This is a genomic window from Weissella sagaensis (genome assembly GCF_010306265.1).
Taxonomy (GTDB): Bacteria; Bacillota; Bacilli; order Lactobacillales; family Lactobacillaceae; genus Weissella; species Weissella sagaensis.
Map to the genome: position 1 here is coordinate 39112 of NZ_BLKA01000005.1, position 16795 is coordinate 55906.

A 16795-nucleotide genomic window follows, 5' to 3' on the forward strand; every position below is an offset into this window, starting at 1 on the left:
TTGAGGAGGTGTAGTCAATGCAGGTTCAAGATCTATATTTAACAAATCCACTTATTAAGAAAAAATGGCAGGCATTTTTAACCGATTGTGGCATAACAGATTTCAGTGAAAATGAAGTTGCAAAAATTGATGAAACGATTGGCATATATGATGGCGAAACATTAGTCGCTACTGGATCAATTGCTGGGCAAGTTATTAAATATGTTGCAGTATGCCAAAAAGGTGTCACAAATGGTTCGAGATTCAATACTATTTTGACTGAATTAATCAATCGATTGATGCAACGTGGCATTTATCATATTTCTGTTTTTACAAAGCCGAAATATGTGACAAGTTTTGAACATGTTGGATTTGAAAAATTAGCCGGTACAACGAAAGGGGTATTGTTAGAGAGCGGACGACCCAATATTAATGACTACTTATCCGATATACCGCATGTTGTAAGTTCTTACGATAAGAAAATTGCAGCAATTGTTATGAATGCTAATCCATTTACTTTAGGGCATCGCTATTTGATTGAAAAGGCCGCTAAAGAGAATGATTCAGTGTATGTTTTTATCGTTAGTCAAGATGCTTCTCTGTTTACCACAACAGAACGTGTCAAACTAGTTTCAGCTGGTGTTGCTGATCTATCAAATGTCACCATTGTTAATGGTGGCGATTATATGGTTAGTTATACCACATTCCCAGCTTACTTTATGCAATCGGCCGATGATGTGATTGCATATCAAACAACTTTAGATGCTCGTTTATTTAAAGAAAAGATTGCACCTGAATTAAATATTACACGTCGTTATCTTGGGAGTGAGCCATTATCGCATACAACCAATATTTATAATCAAACTTTACAACGTGAACTTACTGATAATATAGCGGTATCTGTTGTGCCACGAAAGGAAAGTAGCACTGGACAGGTGATTTCCGCAACAACTGTTAGACAAGCAATTGCAACTAATCAAGTAAAGTTGATTGCTAATATGTTACCGAAAACGACGATGGACTTTATCAAAGAAAATATGGCCGTATTACAGGATCGTATTAAGAAAGGACAAAAAATTCATGGAAATTAATAAGACGGCAATTGCCGGAACATTAGAGTCATCTGATGTGCAAATTATGATTTCAAAAGGAACTTCAGGTATTCAATTTGAAGTTGAATCAGATGTAGAAAAGCAATTTGGTGATCAAATTCGTCAAACTGTAACAGACGTACTACGTCAATATGATGTTAAGAATGCAGATGTTAAGATCGTTGACAAAGGGGCTCTTGATATGGTTATCAAGGCGCGTACGATTGCAGCTGTCCAACGAGCACTAGACATTGTTGATCAACCAAAGTGGGAGGTACTCTAATGGCACAACAAGCAGAACGTTTGCGTCGTACGATGATGTTCGTACCAGGTAATAATCCGGCAATGGTCAAAGATGCAGGTATATATGGCGCTGATTCAATCATGTTTGATTTGGAAGATGCCGTATCAATGAGTGAAAAAGATGCAGCCCGTTATTTAGTTTATGAGGCACTACAAACGGTTGATTATGGTGATGCTGAACTTGTTGTCCGTATTAATGGGCTTGACACGCCTTACTATGAAACTGATATTAAAATTATGGTTAAAGCTGGTGTTGATGTTATTCGATTACCAAAGGTTGAATCTGCTGATATGATGCTGCAACTTGAAGCTTTGATTGCTGATGCTGAAAAAGAGTTCGGCCGTGAAGTGGGTTCAACTAATATTATGGCTGCTATTGAATCAGCTGAAGGTGTTTTAAATGCTTACGAAATTGCTAAATCTTCAAAGCGAATGATTGGTATTGCGTTATCAGCAGAGGATTATACAACCGATATGAAGACACACCGTTACGCTGATGGCCAAGAATTATTATTCGCTCGTAACATGATTCTTCATGCCGCTCGTGCAGCCGGCATTGCAGCCTTTGATACCGTCTTTACAAATATGGATGATGAAGAAGGCTTCTATCGTGAAACTAAATTAATTCACCAACTTGGTTTTGATGGTAAGTCATTAGTTAACCCTCGGCAAATTGAGATGGTTAATAAGGTCTATCAACCAACTAAGCAAGAAATTGAAAATGCACAGAACGTTGTTGCTGCAATTGCCCAAGCACATGCTAAGGGTTCTGGTGTTATTTCAATGAATGGTCAAATGGTTGATCGACCAGTTGTATTACGTGCAGAACGTGTGATGCGCCTGGCTAAAGCAGCACATCTTGTAGATGAGGAGGGAAATAACATTGAAGAATAGTGTAAACCGTGAGTTACCAGATACATTAATGAGTGACTTGAATTATAAGCCTTTTAAGACGACCAATTTTGGTAATCCTGAAATTCAACGTGTTGCACCAAAAGTGCACGCAACAGCTAATGAAAGTAAAGTTGTTAGTTCGCTTGCAGAAGTTGTAAAACAAACGGTTCAGGATGGCATGACTATTTCATTCCATCACCATTTTAGAGAAGGTGACTATGTTTTTAACAAAGTCATGCGAATTATTATTGATGCAGGTTATCAAAATTTAACATTAGCACCATCTTCACTAACTAATGTTATGAATGATATTGTGGTTGAAGCAATTGAGAAGGGTGTTGTAACTAATATTACTTCATCTGGTATGCGTGGATCACTTGGGGATGCTGTCTCACACGGGGCACTACAGAATCCGGTCATTTTCCGTTCACATGGTAATCGTGCGCGAGCTATTGAGTCTGGTGAAATCAAGATTGATGTGGCCTTTTTAGGGGTTCCAAATGCTGATGAAATGGGTAATGCTAATGGTATGGATGGTGAAACAGCTTTTGGTTCATTAGGATATGCATTGATGGATGCGCAATATGCCGATAAAGTTGTTTTAATCACTGATAATCTAAAGCAATATCCAAATACACCAGCTTCAATTAAGCAAACACAGGTTGACTATGTCGTTAAGATTGATGCCGTTGGTAATGCAGATAAGATTGGTTCGGGGGCAACTCGTTTTACAAAGGATCCTAAAGAACTAAAGATTGCTAAGACCGTTAACCAAGTTATTACACATTCTGATTACTTTAAGAATGGTTTTTCATTCCAAACAGGATCAGGTGGGGCAGCCCTAGCTGTTACGCGTTTCTTACGTCAATCAATGATTGATAATCAAATTAAGGCATCATTTGCTTTGGGTGGTATTACTAAGCCAACCATTGACTTACTTGAAGAAGGCCTTGTTGACCGTGTCATGGATGTACAGGACTTTGATAAAGGTGCAGCATCGTCAATGCACTTAAACAAGCAGCAACAAGAAATTGATGCTTCTTGGTATGCAGATCCTGCAAACAAAGGTGCTATGGTAGATAAACTTGACGTTGTGATTTTGTCAGCTTTAGAGATTGACACCAAGTTTAACGTTAATGTTATGTCAGGTTCAGATGGTGTTATTCGTGGTGCAATTGGTGGACACCAGGATGCAGCTAAAGCGAAGTTAACGATTATTTCGGCACCATTGGTCCGTGGTCGTATTGCAACCGTTGTACCAGACGTAACAACCGTGGTCACACCAGGTGACTCAATTGATGTATTAGTAACAGAGGTTGGCATTGCAATTAATCCAAAGCGTCAAGATTTGATTGATGCACTAAGTCATATTCCAGGTGTGCCGGTTTATACAATTGAACAAATGCAACAAATGGCTGAAAAGATTGTTGGTAAGCCTAAGGCATTAGAATTTACTGATCGAACTGTTGCCATGATTGAATATCGTGATGGTTCATTAATTGATGTTGTTAAAGAAGTTAAAGATTAATAATTATTATTTTACGAGGTAACTTTCTAATCAGGATAAGTTGTGATTATACAACTTATCCATACATATATTATTTGGAGGGCAGCGACATGATTGATATTTTTAATGAGGGAACGTCAGTGACGTTAGTAGATGTCTTAAATAACAAAGAATGGCGTGCTGACCAACAGATAAAATTAATGACTAAATATACTAATAAAGTCATTATGTCAGTCAAATTAAATATACCTGGTGAAGTGAAAAATAATCAGGCTATTTTTCGTTTATTCAAAGCAGGTTGGCAAAAATTAATAACAGATTATATAGGTGAAAAAGGTATCATTGACATGTTATATGTGGATCGTATAACTGGTCCAGAAGGTTTCATCATTGTAGATAATGACATTAACACAATTAAACGACAAGCCATTCAGTTTGAGCTTGACTTTGTGGTGGGGCGTTTGTTTGATGTTGATGTCATGAGCGGCAACAACAAGCACAAACAGCTTTCGCGAACGGCGTTAGGATTTAAATCACGGCAGTGTTTTATTTGTCATCAACCAGCTAAGGTATGTGCACGGTCACAAAAGCATGATATTGGGGCCATGAAAGCGGCAATTAATTCGTTAGCTAATCAATATTTTGAGGTTTATGAATATGTATAATCAACAAGTTGTGAATGCTGCCTTACAAGCATTATTGTATGAAGTTTCTGTTACGCCTAAACCAGGATTAGTAGACCCTGCCAGTGTTGGCGCCCATGATGATATGGATGTATTTACTTTCATTGATAGTGCTATTACATTGCGCCCATATTTTGAAGCTGTGTACCAGCAAGCAATTAATTTTGATAAGCGTGATTTGTCGGAGTTATTTGAGCAAATACGTCCTTTGGGAATAACGGCAGAGCAAGAGATGTTTGCAGCGACCAATAATGTGAATACACATAAAGGCGCTATATTTTCTTTGGGGATTTTAGTAGCTGCTACCGGTGTTTTAGAACGGCAAAAAATACCGTATGACACAACAAAATTAATGATGGTCGTGGAAAAAATGTTAACGCATCTATTAAAAAATGATTTTGCCGATTTATCAGCTAAAAAAAAGTTAACGGCGGGTGAAAAGCAATTTTTACAGTACGGTAAAGGTGGCATTAGAGAGGAAGCAGCTGCCGGTTACCCGACGGTTATTAAGGTTGCTTTGCCTTACCTACGGCGTAGTAATGGGACGCGCAATCAACGGTTATTAAATACATTAATGTTGATTGTTAAAAGTTCTCAAGACTCTAATTTAATTAAACGGGCAGGAAATGTAAATGTTTTACCATGGGTTAAAGAGAAAGTTGATTTTTTCTTTTCATTAGGGGGCAGCCAAACAGAAGGTGGTAGGCTATATTTAGAACAACTAGATAATTTATTTATTGAAAAAAATTTAAGTTTAGGTGGCTCAGCTGATCTACTGATTTTAACAATTTACTGTGCGCTGTTAGAGGGCATTTTATAATGAAATTTAGGACAAGTGACGGTATTTCTTTAGCGTATACGGATACTGGTGGTGAAGGCCAACCCATTATATTTTTAGCAGGTTATTCTGGTGTTAAAGAGGAATGGTATGCACAAAAAGTGTTTTTTGAGAAGGTTGGTTATCGTGTCATTACTTTAGATCATCGAAACCATGGTTCATCAAGTCAGACCATTAAAGGATTAAGAATTGCTCGATTAGGACAAGATCTCGCCAATTTAATTGACTATTTACATTTGGAAAATATTGTTTTAGTTGGTCATTCTATGGGAGCAAGTGTTATTTGGGCCTACTTATCTTTGTGGGGAAATCGGCTCGTTTCACATATTATTACAGTTGATCAGTCCCCTAAAGCATTAAATACAGATTATTGGCCATTTGGTGCTTTGGATTTGGACTGGCAAAATCTACCATTTAAGGTACAGGGAGTGACTGAAATACAAATGACCAAAAAGCCGGTGAATGCAATGATTAGACAACAAATTGAGAAGACTAATCAATTACATCCGTTTAACTTTGAGCGTAATTTACCATTGGTAGTTGATCATTTATCACAGAACTGGTGTGATGTTTTAATGAACATCGATAAACCACAGTTATTTTTAACAGGGGAGCAATCACCTATGTGGTCATCGGCGCATGGTGCACGTTGTGTATCCTTAACAAAGCAAAATGAGGGGATGACTTATGAGTTTAAAGGGGTTGGTCATATGCCACATATTGAATCACCTGGTGAATTGAATGATGTTGTATTTGATTTTATTAGATGATTTTTAGTTCAAGTATTTATTAAAAAAACTTTAAAAATATCAGTTTAATTAAAATTTTATATTAAATAATAAAATGATGCGTATTGTTTGCAATATTAATTAATATTAGTTATCATAAAGCTACTATTGATAGGGGGAAATTTAACTATGGCAATTGAAGATGACTTAAAAGGTAAAGTAGACGAAACTTCAGGTAAGGTTAAAGAAGTTGCTGGTGCTGCAACAGATAATGAAGAGCTTGAGACTAAGGGTAAGGCACAAGGCTTAGCTGGTAAGGCGCGTGGTGCCTTTGGTGACGCTAAGGATAAAGTTGAAGATGCTGCTGAAGACTTGAAGGACAAGACTGAAGATGCAATTGACAATTTGAAGTCTAAGTTTGATAAGTAATAGAAAATTTTAAAATAGCAGATTACCAAGCCCTTGGTAATCTGCTATTTTTTTATTCAACTGTCTAAATTCAGAACAAGTAAATAACTTACAAAATAGCTAATATTACGCATATTTATTGAATAAAAAACATAAGGGTGTCTAATAAGTTGACATTTTAGCTAAAAAGAAATAAGATTTGAATATCGAATATTTCGATGTTCGAAATAAATTTTGGAAGGAGAATAACTGTGGCAGTTCTATCTACGACAGAAATCATGGATTTAATTCCTAATCGCTATCCTATTTTATATATGGATTATGTGGATGAAATGACTCCTGGTGAGTCATTGGTTGCAACTAAGAATGTTACGATCAATGAACAGTTTTTCCAAGGACATTTTCCAGGGAATCCTGTAATGCCAGGTGTTTTGATTATTGAATCATTGGCACAAGCCGCTTCAATTTTAATTTTGTCATCTCCACAATTTGTTGGTAAAACAGCTTATATGACGGGAATTGACAATGCTAAATTTAAACATATGGTTCGACCAGGTGATGTTTTAAAGTTACATGTTGAGTTTGGTAACTTACGTGAAAATATGGGAACGGTAAAAGTAAAGGCAACGGTTGATGATCAGTTGGCTACAAGTGCTGAACTTATGTTTGTCGTTTCACCTGAAGAAAAAACAGCTAATAGCGCGGAGAAATAAGTATGAGTGCACATGAAGAGCGTTCTTTTGAAAAAATGAATGAGACATTAGTAGATGTATTTAATAATGTGATGTGGATTGAGGAAGCTTCTCTGCGTAAATCACGATTTAAAGATATTTCTATTAAAGATATGCACACGATTGCAGCGATTACTATGTATGACACACGCACAGCTTCTCAATTAGCACAAATGATGCATTTGACACCAAGTGCCATGACGAGCGTGATTGATAAACTTGAAAAAAAAGGTTATGTCGTTCGTAATCGTGATACAAAGGATCGTCGCGTGGTTCGAATTGGGTTGACGCATAAAGGTCGTACCGTATTTCGAGCTCATGAGGCGTTTCATCGTGGCATGACACATTCGTTGTTTGATTCATTAGAAAAAAGTAAGGCACCGGTAGTCGAAGAAGCTATCGAAGACTTACAAGAATATCTTCATGAGCTAATACAGTTTTAATTGAGGACGATATGGAACAATTTACAATTGTTGAGTCTGCCCACGTAGTACCGCAGCGAGTCGTAACAAATGATGAATTAGCAACGTTTATGGATACATCTGATGATTGGATTTATCCGCGGACAGGAATTCATCAACGACATGTTGTTAACGATGAAAATACAAGTGATTTAGCAACCAGTGTTGCAAATAAATTATTAGCAAAATCGGGTATAACGGCGGACCAACTTGATTTTATTATTGTCGGTACCATGTCACCAGATAATTTGACACCAAGTGTTGCGCAACAAGTACAGGGAAATATCAGAGCAAATAATGCTTTTGCTTGGGATTTATCTGCCGCATGTTCTGGTTTTGTTTATACAATCAGTATGGCGAGTGCTTTGTTAGCCACTAAGTATCACCGTGGTCTAGTGATTGGTGCTGAGGTGCTTAGTAAGTTAGTTGATTGGCAGGATCGATCAACAGCAGTGTTATTTGGTGATGGGGCGGCCGGTGTTTTGTTAGAAAAAACGTCAGCTCAAGTTGGGCTGTTGGCCGAATCGTTAAAGACATATGGTGAGCAATCAGAATTTTTAACAGCCGGTCATCAACGCAATAGTAATTATTTTACTGGTGAGTTATCACAAGCAGATCCTTACTTCCATATGAATGGACGTGAGGTCTATAACTTTGCGACACGCCAAGTACCAGTAGTTCTATCTGAGGCCTTAGACAAAGCCAATTTAACAGCTGATAGCATTGATGTGTATTTATTACATCAAGCAAATGCTCGCATTATTGCTAGTATTGCAAAACGATTTGGGCAACCAATCGAAAAGTTTCCGATTAATGTTGCGAACTATGGTAACACCAGTGCAGCAAGCATCGGTATTTTGTTAGATGAATTACGTATTGAAGGCGTCGTTCATGATGGACAAAAAATCGCTCTCGCTGGCTTCGGTGGTGGTTTAACTGCTGGTGCATTAATCATCCAACTATAATTTATAATAAAACGAATTAATAACAGAAAAAGAGGAAAATAACATGACTGAAACAGAAATTTTTAACAAAGTAAGCGAAATCTTGGTTGACCAATTTGATTTGGAAGAAGACGAAGTTAAACTAACAACTAACATGAGCGAAGATATTGATGCTGATTCATTAGACTTGTTTGAAGTTTTGAACCGTGTTGAAGATGAATTTGATATTAAGCTAGCTGTTGCAGAAGAAGTTCAAACTGTTCAAGACTTGGTTAACAAGGTAGCAGAACAAGTAAACGCATAAGCAACACTGTTAGTTAGAAGGGACGATATTATGAGCTTTGAGCTAAAAAACCCACTTTTTGAGAAGTTGGGCATGAAGTATCCAATTATTCAAGGTGGAATGGCTTGGGCTGGTACGGGTCACTTGGCTGGATCCGTTTCAGAAGCTGGTGGATTAGGCATTATCGGTACAGGATATTGGAAAGCTGATAAAGTTCGTGAAGAAATCCACCGTGCACGAGAAGTAACGGATAAGCCTTTCGGGGTTAATGTCATGCTATTATCACGACACATTCGTGAAGTATTTGATGTCATTATCGAAGAAGGTGTTAAGGTCGTTGCAACTGGTGCTGGTGATCCATCGCCATTTATTGAAGAGTTACACAGTCATGACATTTTTGTTATTCCAGTTATTCCATCAGTTGGTTTAGCCAAAATGATGGAGAAAAAAGGTGTTGATGCTGTTGTAGCAGAAGGTATGGAATCTGGTGGACATATTGGTAGTCTAACAACGATGACCTTAGTACCCCAAGTAGTTGATGCAGTAGATATTCCGGTTATTGCTGCTGGTGGTATTGGTGATGGTCGTGGTGTTGCTGCTGCCTTTATGCTAGGTGCTTCAGGTGTCCAAATGGGGACACGTTTTTTGGCATCTGAAGAATCAGAAGTTCACGATAACTTTAAAAACGCTGTTGTTAAGGCGAAAGATATTGATACGTTGATTACTGGTGAAATCATGGGTAATCGTGCACGTGTCTTGAAGACAAAGATGTCAAAAAACTTTGTTAAACAAGAACGTATTGAAATTCAAAAGCCTAAACCAGATGATGATGCGATTGAAGATCTAGAGAATGGATCATTACGTCGTGCCGTTGTTGATGGTGATAAGACAACAGGTGCCTTTATGGCTGGGCAAATATCAGGTTTAATTACTGAATTAAAACCAGTTGCTGATATCTTAGAAGACACTTGGTCACAAGCAGAAGACCTTTTGAATTAACTTTTTTGGAGGACATATGAAACTTGGAATTTTAATGAGCGGGCAAGGAGCTCAAAAGGTTGGCATGGGTGCTGATTTATACGAGCAAGTACCTGTTTATAAAGAAACCATTGATGAAGCCAGCAAGGTGTTGGGTTATGACATTATGTCTACCATTGTTAATGATGAGGAAAATGTTAAGCAAACACAGTATACACAGCCAGCTATCCTAGCAATGAGTACGGCAATTTATCGGTCACTAGCTGATGTTATGCCAACACCTCAGGCAACACTTGGCCTAAGTTTGGGTGAGTATAGTGCGTTAGTAGCAGCAAATGTTTTAGACTTTGACCAAGCAATGGCAATTATTAAAGATCGTGGTGCATATATGCAAACAGCTGGTGAAGAAAATCCAGGTAAAATGGTTGCCGTTATGACTGATGATCAAGACCTTGTGGTTGATACAATCAAAACTTTGCAAGCAGCTGGTAAAAAAGTCTACCCAGCTAACTACAACACTTTTAATCAATTAGTTATTGGTGGTGTTGCAGATGATGTCAATCAAGCGATGCAAGCTTTGACTGAAGCAGGTGTTGCGCGGATGGTTGAATTACCAGTCTCTGGACCGTTTCATACACCATTGATGGATCCAGCTGCTAAGCAGTTGACGGAACGCTTGGCAGATGAACAATTTGCACCAATGGCATTTGATGTTTATTCAAATACAACAGGTCAAAAGTTTACAGACGTTAAAGAAACTTTATTAGAACAAATTGTTTCACCAACTTATTTTGCACAAGCATTGCAAGCGATGGTGGATGACGGTATTGATACTTTGATTGAATTTGGACCAAGCGATACATTATATAAATTTGCTCGAAAAATTGTTGGTAAGGATGTTAAGCGTTACAAAGTAACTGACTTTAAAACGTATCAGGAAGTACGCGAAATGCTAGCAGCAACAGAATAGGAGACGCAGTAATGAATCTCGAAGGAAAAACAGTATTAGTAACGGGTTCTACTCGTGGTATTGGTTTGGCAATTGCGCATGCTTTTGATGCAGCTGGTGCAAATGTTATTTTGCATGGACGCTCAGCGCCAAAGGCTGAAGTTTTAGCTGAATTTAGCGATAATACAATGGCAATTACAGCAGATATTGCAGATGATGCCAGCGTTCAAAAAGCATTGGATGGGTTATTTGCTGAAATTAAAAACATTGATATTTTAGTTAATAATGCAGGAATTGTTAATGATAAATTAGCCATGGGAATGAAACCAGCCGATTTTGCACAAGTTGTTAATACGAATTTAAATGGTACGTTTAATGTAACGCAACCAGTATTCAAAAAGATGCTTCGTGCACGAACTGGTCAAATTATTAATATTGCGTCTGTTGTTGGCTTAATGGGAAATGTTGGTCAAGTTAATTACGCTGCTTCAAAGGCTGGTATTATTGGATTAACAAAAACATTGGCTAAGGAAGGTGCAATGCGTGGTATTCGTGTTAATGCGATTGCACCAGGGATGATTGTTTCTGACATGACTGATGCTTTATCTGATAAAGTGAAAAATCAAGTGTTGGAGGCAGTGCCATTGAAACGTTTTGGTGAAGCAACTGAAATTGCAAATACAGCTGTTTTCTTGGCTCAAAACGATTACATCACCGGCCAAACAATTACGGTTGATGGTGGTTTATATATTTAAAGCGACTTATACGTATGTTTTGCACTTATTTTATATTTTTACTTACTTTTTTCATACGTATGGCGATGCTAACAAATAAAGGAGAACAAGATGACTCGAGTTGTTATTACAGGTTTAGGGGCTGTTACCCCTGTTGGAAATAGTACTGAAGATTTTTGGAATGGTATTTTTAACAGTGAAGTTGGTATTGCACCAATTACAAAATTCGATGCAACTGAAACGGGGATTACTGTAGCTGGTGAAGTGAAAGATTTTGATCCATCTGCCCGTGTTGGTAAGCGTGAATCACGTAAAATGGATTTGTTTTCACAATATGCTGTTCATGCTGCTGGTGAGGCGCTTGAACAAGCTGGATTAGCAGATGGTGTTGATGATCCTGCCCGTTTCGGTGTGATTATGGGAACAGGAATTGGTGGTTTAACAACCATTGAACAACAAGTTATTAAGATGCATGACAAAGGACCAAAACGTGTTAGTCCAATGTTCGTACCTAATGCTATTCCAAATATGGTTTCAGGTAATGTTTCAATGCGTTACAATGCACAAGGAATTAATTATACCGTTTCAACTGCCTGCGCAAGTGCTACTAATGCGATTGGTGAAGCTTTTTGGCGAATTCAATCAGGTAAGATGGACGTGATGATTACTGGTGGTGCTGAAGCTTCTGTTAATGAAATGGGAATTTCAGGATTCGCTGCGCTAACAGCACTTTCAAACGAACCAGATCCATTAAAGGCGTCAACACCATTTGATGTTAACCGTCATGGTTTCGTTATGGGTGAAGGTTCAGGGGTTCTTATTTTAGAATCATTGGAGCATGCCCAAGCACGCGGTGCACAAATTATTGCTGAAGTAGTTGGTTATGGTTCAAATTCTGACGCTTATCATTTAACAAGTCCTACACCTGATGGATCTGGACCTGCCGGCTCAGTTAAATTGGCATTAGCAGATGCTGGTATTCAAGCAAGTGATATTGATTATGTTAATGCTCATGGAACTGCTACTGGTGCTAATGATGCTGCCGAATCAAAAGCAATGGAATTAGTTTTTGGTAAAAACGGCGTTTTGGTTTCATCAACTAAGGGAATGACTGGTCATTTACTAGGAGCAGCTGGTGCGATTGAAGCAATTGCTGCTATTGGTGCCATTGTTCGTGAACAGTTACCAGTTAACGTTGGCTTAACTGAACAAGACCCAGAAACGATGGGTGTGACACTTGTTAATGACGAAAACAAGTATGTTGCACCAAAGTATGTACTGTCAGCTAACTATGGCTTTGGTGGTCATAATGCAGTTGTTATTTTTAAGAAGTGGAGCGAAAAGTAATGGGTTTGCAATTAGATGAAATTCGTACTTTGATGCAAGATTTAGAGAATAGTTCATTACGTGAATTTTCACTACAAGCTGAAGATTTTAATTTGCATTTAAGTAAGAATGAAATGTCACAACCAGTTGTGGGAACCATGCAACCAACTGTTGCACCACAACCAGCAGTTGTGGCAGAATCAAAATCAACTGAAGGAACAGCCGATTTAGGGACTGATAACAGTGTTTTGATTGAAGCCGCATTGGTTGGAACGGTTTACTTAAAGCCTAAGCCAGATGCTGCTGCGTTTAAGGAAGTTGGGGATCACGTTAATATCGGTGAACAAGTTGCAATTATTGAAGCAATGAAGTTAATGACGCCGGTTAAAAGTGAAGTGGCAGGAACAATTAAGGAAATCTTGGTTGAAGAAGAAGATGTCGTGGATTATGGACATGCTTTGTTCCGTATCCAGCCTGATGCATAAGGAGACCTTGAAATGTCAGTATTAAATACACAACAAATTCAAGAAATTTTACCTCATCGTTACCCAATGTTAATGTTGGATACTGTAGAGGAATTAGTTCCCGGTGAAAGTGCAGTCGCTATCAAAAATGTTTCTATTAATGAAGAAATTTTTCAAGGACATTTCCCTGGTGACCCAACATTCCCTGGTAATTTAACAATTGAGGCTTTAGCACAAACTGGTGCCGTGGCTTTACTTTCAATGCCTGAATATAAAGGGAAAACTGCCTATTTTGGTGGTATTAAGAAAGCACGTTTTCGTAAGATGGTTCGGCCTGGCGATCAAGTACGTTTGGAAGTGAAAATTACACGTTTGCGTGGCCCAATTGGCGAAGGTAAAGGAACGGCTTATGTCAATGGCAAACGTGTTACGACAGCCGACTTAACGTTTATAGTTGGAGATTAATATGTTCAAAAAAGTTTTAGTGGCAAATCGTGGTGAAATCGCGGTTCGTATTATTCGAACGCTGAAAGAAATGGGCATCAAGTCTGTTGCTATTTACTCTTCAGCTGATGCGGATAGCCTACATGTGCGACTAGCTGATGAAGCAATTGCTGTAGGTGGTCCTAGATCAAAAGACAGTTACTTAAATATGAAAAATATTTTAAGTGCAGCGCTTTTGACTGGTGCCGAAGCAATCCATCCGGGTTATGGTTTCTTATCAGAAAATGAAGCTTTTGCCGAGATGGTTGGAGCAGTCGGTATTAAATGGATTGGTCCAAGTCCGAAAGTTTTGGAGTTAATGGGTAACAAAGCGAACGCGCGTGAGTCTATGCGTGCGGCTGGTGTACCAGTTATCCCTGGTTCTGAAGGGTTTATTCATAATGCTGGTGAAGCTCAAAAAATTGCCGAACGCATTGGATATCCTTTGTTACTAAAAGCTGCTGCTGGTGGTGGCGGTAAAGGGATGCGCTTTGTTTATGCTGAAGATGAATTAGCTGATAAATTTGATGATGCGCAACATGAAGCCAAAGCAGCTTTTGGTGATGGCCACATGTATGTTGAAAAAGTCATGACAAATGTGCGTCATATTGAAATGCAAGTCATTCGTGATCAACAAGGACAAGTCTTGTATTTCCCAGAACGTAATTGTTCCTTGCAACGTAATAACCAAAAGGTAATGGAAGAAAGTCCAGCTGTTGGTGTTACCCAAGCTATGCGTGATGAATTAGGTGGCATTGCGACGCGTGCGGTTGATGCTTTGGATTATGAAAATACTGGAACCCTTGAATTTTTGGAAGATCACGATGGTAATTTCTACTTTATGGAAATGAATACACGTATCCAAGTTGAACACCCAGTTACAGAGATGGTAACAGATGTTGATTTAATTAAGATGCAAATTCAAGTGGCAGCTGGTGAACCATTGGCGATGCAACAAGCTGATATTAAGGTTAACGGTCATGCGATTGAAGTGCGTTTAAATGCTGAGCAACCTGAGCGTAACTTTGCGCCAAGTGCCGGTAAATTAAGCTTTGTATTTTTGCCAACCGGGGGTCCAGGTATTCGCATTGATTCAGCTGTTTATTCAGGTGATATCGTGCAACCGTTCTATGATTCAATGATTGGAAAATTATTAGTTCATGGTGCAACTCGTGAGGAAGCCGTCGTTAAGATGAAGCGTGTTTTGAATGAAATGGTTATTGATGGCATTAACACCAATGCTGATTTCCAAGAAGCTTTGCTAAACGATGCAGGGGTTGCTGAAGGCCTATTTACAACGCAATATCTAGAACAAGAGTTTTTACCAGCATGGCAAAAGACATTAACAGCTGACAAGTAGGAGGCAAGAGATGGATTTATTTAATCAAGCGAATGTCAAACTACCTAAAATCAAAAAAGATGCGCATGTTGATGCACAAATACCTGATGGTTTGTTTTTAGCATGTCCTTATTGTGGTGAACAATTATATTCTAAGCAATTAGGAAAAGAACGTGTTTGTCCTAATTGTGGTTATGGGTTCCGTTTGCAAGCATATGAACGTGTTAACTTAATGACTGATGATTTTAAAGAATGGGATGCTGATTTAACATTGGCTGATCCTGATTTTCCAGGTTATGCTGATAAATTAGCACGTGCTAAGGCACAAACTGATTTGAAAGAGTCTGTTTTGACAGGAAAAGCAGTGTTAGACGATCAAACTGTTGCACTAGGCATTATGGATTCTTATTTTATGATGGGATCTTTAGGAACCGTTACTGGTGAAAAGATAACACGTTTGTTTGAAACGGCTACTAAGCAAAAATTGCCAGTTGTACTATTTGCAGCTTCAGGTGGTGCTCGTATGCAAGAGGGTATTAACTCATTAATGCAAATGGCAAAAGTTTCAGCCGCTGTTGCAGCGCATCAAGAAGCTAATTTACCATACTTTGTCGTTTTGACTGACCCAACTACTGGTGGTGTGACAGCATCTTTTGCAATGCAAGGAGATGTGACATTGGCAGAACCGCATGCGTTGGTTGGCTTTGCAGGTAAACGAGTTATTGAGCAAACAATTCATGAGAAGGTACCAAAAGATTTTCAACGTGCTGAAACAGTATTAGAAAATGGGTTTATTGATGCCGTTGTGCAACGTAAAGATTTAACACACGTTTTATCACAACTTGTTAAATTTCATAAACCACAGGGAGGTCGTTAGTCATGGTAAATTTATTTAGACGTGAGTTAACCCCTGTACAAATTGTCAAGCGTTCACGTGAAGATCGGTTTATGGCACGTGAAATTATTGATGGTATTTTTACCGATTTCTTTGAATTACATGGTGATCGCTATGCTGGTGATGATGAAAGTATCATTGGCGGGCTGGCTAACTTAAACGGACGACCAGTTACTGTTATTGCAATTGATAAAGGAACGGATATTAATGATAAGCTTGCTAAGCGTAATGGGTCACCAGAACCTTATGGCTATCGTAAAGCAACACGTTTGATGAAGCAGGCGGCTAAATTTGGTCGTCCAATCATTACGTTTGTTAATACGCCAGGGGCCTTTCCTGGTAAAACAGCTGAAGATCAAGGTCAAGGGGATGCAATTGCCCAAAGTATTCTTGAAAGCTTAAAGTTACCAGTGCCAATGATTGCAATTATTTATGGTGAAGGTGGTTCTGGTGGTGCACTAGCATTGGCAACAACTGATCAAGTTTGGATGTTCCAAAATGCAACGTATTCAATTCTTTCACCAGAAGGGTTTGCTTCAATTCTTTGGAAAGATGCTAAGCGTCATGATGAAGCGGCTGCAGTAATGGGATTGACACCTAATGATTTGTTAAGTAAACAGGTCATTGAATATATCATTCCAGAAAGTCGTTCACATGCTCGTGTGTTCTCGTTGATTCGGGCTAAATTAGATGAAGAAATCATTAAATTAGCAGAGATGCCGGCTGAAAAATTGCTTGCACAACGTCGGGCACGTTTTAGAAAATTTTAAATCAAAT

21 protein-coding genes are annotated in these 16795 nt (G+C 38.5%); all 21 read left to right on the forward strand.

Going from position 1 to position 16795, the window contains the following annotated elements; translation table 11 throughout:
- Positions 1-17 precede the first annotated feature (17 nt).
- The 21 genes from citC (at position 18) to accA (ending at position 16788) form a co-directional block, all read left to right on the forward strand.
- The gene (gene citC, locus G7Y65_RS06420) at positions 18-1070 is read left to right on the forward strand and encodes a [citrate (pro-3S)-lyase] ligase (RefSeq protein ID WP_165314740.1); all 1053 of its coding nucleotides are present in this window, start codon (positions 18-20) and stop codon (positions 1068-1070) included.
- Complete coding sequence (gene citD / locus G7Y65_RS06425) at positions 1060-1353, forward strand: citrate lyase acyl carrier protein (protein ID WP_042492770.1); 294 nt, start codon at positions 1060-1062, stop codon at positions 1351-1353. Before citC ends, citD begins: the two co-directional genes overlap by 11 nt.
- Positions 1353-2267, forward strand: a complete 915-nt coding sequence (gene citE / locus G7Y65_RS06430) for a citrate (pro-3S)-lyase subunit beta (RefSeq protein ID WP_141926610.1) — start codon at positions 1353-1355, stop codon at positions 2265-2267. Before citD ends, citE begins: the two co-directional genes overlap by 1 nt.
- Entirely contained in the window at positions 2257-3795 is a 1539-nt protein-coding gene (gene citF, locus G7Y65_RS06435; RefSeq protein ID WP_042492772.1) for a citrate lyase subunit alpha, read from the forward strand. The genes citE and citF overlap by 11 nt, the downstream gene beginning before the upstream one ends.
- An 89-nt stretch (positions 3796-3884) precedes the next feature.
- Positions 3885-4439, forward strand: coding sequence for a citrate lyase holo-[acyl-carrier protein] synthase (gene citX / locus G7Y65_RS06440; RefSeq protein ID WP_042492774.1), 555 nt, complete (start codon positions 3885-3887; stop codon positions 4437-4439).
- Positions 4432-5277: a triphosphoribosyl-dephospho-CoA synthase CitG gene (gene citG / locus G7Y65_RS06445; protein WP_042492775.1), complete on the forward strand. Its 846-nt coding sequence runs from the start codon at positions 4432-4434 to the stop codon at positions 5275-5277. The genes citX and citG overlap by 8 nt, the downstream gene beginning before the upstream one ends.
- Positions 5277-6065: an alpha/beta fold hydrolase gene (locus G7Y65_RS06450; RefSeq protein ID WP_165314741.1), complete on the forward strand. Its 789-nt coding sequence runs from the start codon at positions 5277-5279 to the stop codon at positions 6063-6065. Before citG ends, G7Y65_RS06450 begins: the two co-directional genes overlap by 1 nt.
- Positions 6066-6212: 147 nt before the next feature.
- Positions 6213-6452, forward strand: coding sequence for a CsbD family protein (locus G7Y65_RS06455; protein WP_042492778.1), 240 nt, complete (start codon positions 6213-6215; stop codon positions 6450-6452).
- A gap of 230 nt (positions 6453-6682) precedes the next feature.
- Positions 6683-7144, forward strand: coding sequence for a 3-hydroxyacyl-ACP dehydratase FabZ (fabZ, locus tag G7Y65_RS06460; RefSeq protein WP_042492779.1), 462 nt, complete (start codon positions 6683-6685; stop codon positions 7142-7144).
- A gap of 2 nt (positions 7145-7146) precedes the next feature.
- Positions 7147-7605 carry a MarR family winged helix-turn-helix transcriptional regulator gene (locus G7Y65_RS06465; RefSeq protein WP_042492780.1) on the forward strand — a complete coding sequence of 153 codons (459 nt, stop codon included), beginning with the start codon at positions 7147-7149 and terminating at the stop codon, positions 7603-7605.
- A gap of 11 nt (positions 7606-7616) precedes the next feature.
- Positions 7617-8588, forward strand: a complete 972-nt coding sequence (locus tag G7Y65_RS06470) for a beta-ketoacyl-ACP synthase III (protein ID WP_042492781.1) — start codon at positions 7617-7619, stop codon at positions 8586-8588.
- Positions 8589-8631: 43 nt separating this feature from the next.
- Positions 8632-8871, forward strand: coding sequence for an acyl carrier protein (locus tag G7Y65_RS06475; RefSeq protein WP_042492782.1), 240 nt, complete (start codon positions 8632-8634; stop codon positions 8869-8871).
- A 30-nt stretch (positions 8872-8901) separates the two neighbouring features.
- Positions 8902-9849 carry a DUF561 domain-containing protein gene (locus tag G7Y65_RS06480; protein WP_042492783.1) on the forward strand — a complete coding sequence of 316 codons (948 nt, stop codon included), beginning with the start codon at positions 8902-8904 and terminating at the stop codon, positions 9847-9849.
- A 16-nt stretch (positions 9850-9865) separates the two neighbouring features.
- A complete protein-coding gene (locus G7Y65_RS06485; RefSeq protein ID WP_042492784.1) occupies positions 9866-10798 on the forward strand; it encodes an ACP S-malonyltransferase in 933 nt (310 codons plus the stop codon).
- Between the two features lie 11 nt (positions 10799-10809).
- Positions 10810-11532 carry a 3-oxoacyl-ACP reductase family protein gene (locus G7Y65_RS06490; RefSeq protein ID WP_042492785.1) on the forward strand — a complete coding sequence of 241 codons (723 nt, stop codon included), beginning with the start codon at positions 10810-10812 and terminating at the stop codon, positions 11530-11532.
- 90 nt (positions 11533-11622) lie between these two features.
- A complete protein-coding gene (gene fabF / locus G7Y65_RS06495) occupies positions 11623-12858 on the forward strand; it encodes a beta-ketoacyl-ACP synthase II (protein ID WP_042492786.1) in 1236 nt (411 codons plus the stop codon).
- The gene (locus G7Y65_RS06500; protein ID WP_042492787.1) at positions 12858-13322 is read left to right on the forward strand and encodes an acetyl-CoA carboxylase biotin carboxyl carrier protein; all 465 of its coding nucleotides are present in this window, start codon (positions 12858-12860) and stop codon (positions 13320-13322) included. The genes fabF and G7Y65_RS06500 overlap by 1 nt, the downstream gene beginning before the upstream one ends.
- 12 nt (positions 13323-13334) lie before the next feature.
- Positions 13335-13766, forward strand: coding sequence for a 3-hydroxyacyl-ACP dehydratase FabZ (gene fabZ, locus G7Y65_RS06505; protein ID WP_042492788.1), 432 nt, complete (start codon positions 13335-13337; stop codon positions 13764-13766).
- 1 nt (position 13767) lies between these two features.
- The gene (gene accC, locus G7Y65_RS06510) at positions 13768-15144 is read left to right on the forward strand and encodes an acetyl-CoA carboxylase biotin carboxylase subunit (protein ID WP_165314742.1); all 1377 of its coding nucleotides are present in this window, start codon (positions 13768-13770) and stop codon (positions 15142-15144) included.
- Between the two features lie 10 nt (positions 15145-15154).
- On the forward strand, positions 15155-16000 hold the full coding sequence (gene accD, locus G7Y65_RS09450) for an acetyl-CoA carboxylase, carboxyltransferase subunit beta (protein WP_042492790.1): 846 nt from the start codon (positions 15155-15157) through the stop codon (positions 15998-16000).
- Positions 16001-16002: 2 nt separating this feature from the next.
- Complete coding sequence (gene accA, locus G7Y65_RS09455) at positions 16003-16788, forward strand: acetyl-CoA carboxylase carboxyltransferase subunit alpha (RefSeq protein ID WP_042492791.1); 786 nt, start codon at positions 16003-16005, stop codon at positions 16786-16788.
- Positions 16789-16795 lie beyond the last annotated feature (7 nt).

What these genes read in the sequence shown, in the direction of transcription:
- citC (WP_165314740.1), top strand. Translation starts at nt 18, where the DNA reads ATGCAGGTTCAAGATCTATATTTAACAAATCCACTTATTAAGAAAAAA.
- citD (WP_042492770.1), top strand. Translation starts at nt 1,060, where the DNA reads ATGGAAATTAATAAGACGGCAATTGCCGGAACATTAGAGTCATCTGAT.
- citE (WP_141926610.1), top strand. Translation starts at nt 1,353, where the DNA reads ATGGCACAACAAGCAGAACGTTTGCGTCGTACGATGATGTTCGTACCA.
- citX (WP_042492774.1), top strand. Translation starts at nt 3,885, where the DNA reads ATGATTGATATTTTTAATGAGGGAACGTCAGTGACGTTAGTAGATGTC.
- citG (WP_042492775.1), top strand. Translation starts at nt 4,432, where the DNA reads ATGTATAATCAACAAGTTGTGAATGCTGCCTTACAAGCATTATTGTAT.
- G7Y65_RS06450 (WP_165314741.1), top strand. Translation starts at nt 5,277, where the DNA reads ATGAAATTTAGGACAAGTGACGGTATTTCTTTAGCGTATACGGATACT.
- G7Y65_RS06455 (WP_042492778.1), top strand. Translation starts at nt 6,213, where the DNA reads ATGGCAATTGAAGATGACTTAAAAGGTAAAGTAGACGAAACTTCAGGT.
- G7Y65_RS06465 (WP_042492780.1), top strand. Translation starts at nt 7,147, where the DNA reads ATGAGTGCACATGAAGAGCGTTCTTTTGAAAAAATGAATGAGACATTA.
- G7Y65_RS06470 (WP_042492781.1), top strand. Translation starts at nt 7,617, where the DNA reads ATGGAACAATTTACAATTGTTGAGTCTGCCCACGTAGTACCGCAGCGA.
- G7Y65_RS06475 (WP_042492782.1), top strand. Translation starts at nt 8,632, where the DNA reads ATGACTGAAACAGAAATTTTTAACAAAGTAAGCGAAATCTTGGTTGAC.
- G7Y65_RS06480 (WP_042492783.1), top strand. Translation starts at nt 8,902, where the DNA reads ATGAGCTTTGAGCTAAAAAACCCACTTTTTGAGAAGTTGGGCATGAAG.
- G7Y65_RS06485 (WP_042492784.1), top strand. Translation starts at nt 9,866, where the DNA reads ATGAAACTTGGAATTTTAATGAGCGGGCAAGGAGCTCAAAAGGTTGGC.
- G7Y65_RS06490 (WP_042492785.1), top strand. Translation starts at nt 10,810, where the DNA reads ATGAATCTCGAAGGAAAAACAGTATTAGTAACGGGTTCTACTCGTGGT.
- fabF (WP_042492786.1), top strand. Translation starts at nt 11,623, where the DNA reads ATGACTCGAGTTGTTATTACAGGTTTAGGGGCTGTTACCCCTGTTGGA.
- G7Y65_RS06500 (WP_042492787.1), top strand. Translation starts at nt 12,858, where the DNA reads ATGGGTTTGCAATTAGATGAAATTCGTACTTTGATGCAAGATTTAGAG.
- fabZ (WP_042492788.1), top strand. Translation starts at nt 13,335, where the DNA reads ATGTCAGTATTAAATACACAACAAATTCAAGAAATTTTACCTCATCGT.
- accC (WP_165314742.1), top strand. Translation starts at nt 13,768, where the DNA reads ATGTTCAAAAAAGTTTTAGTGGCAAATCGTGGTGAAATCGCGGTTCGT.
- accD (WP_042492790.1), top strand. Translation starts at nt 15,155, where the DNA reads ATGGATTTATTTAATCAAGCGAATGTCAAACTACCTAAAATCAAAAAA.
- accA (WP_042492791.1), top strand. Translation starts at nt 16,003, where the DNA reads ATGGTAAATTTATTTAGACGTGAGTTAACCCCTGTACAAATTGTCAAG.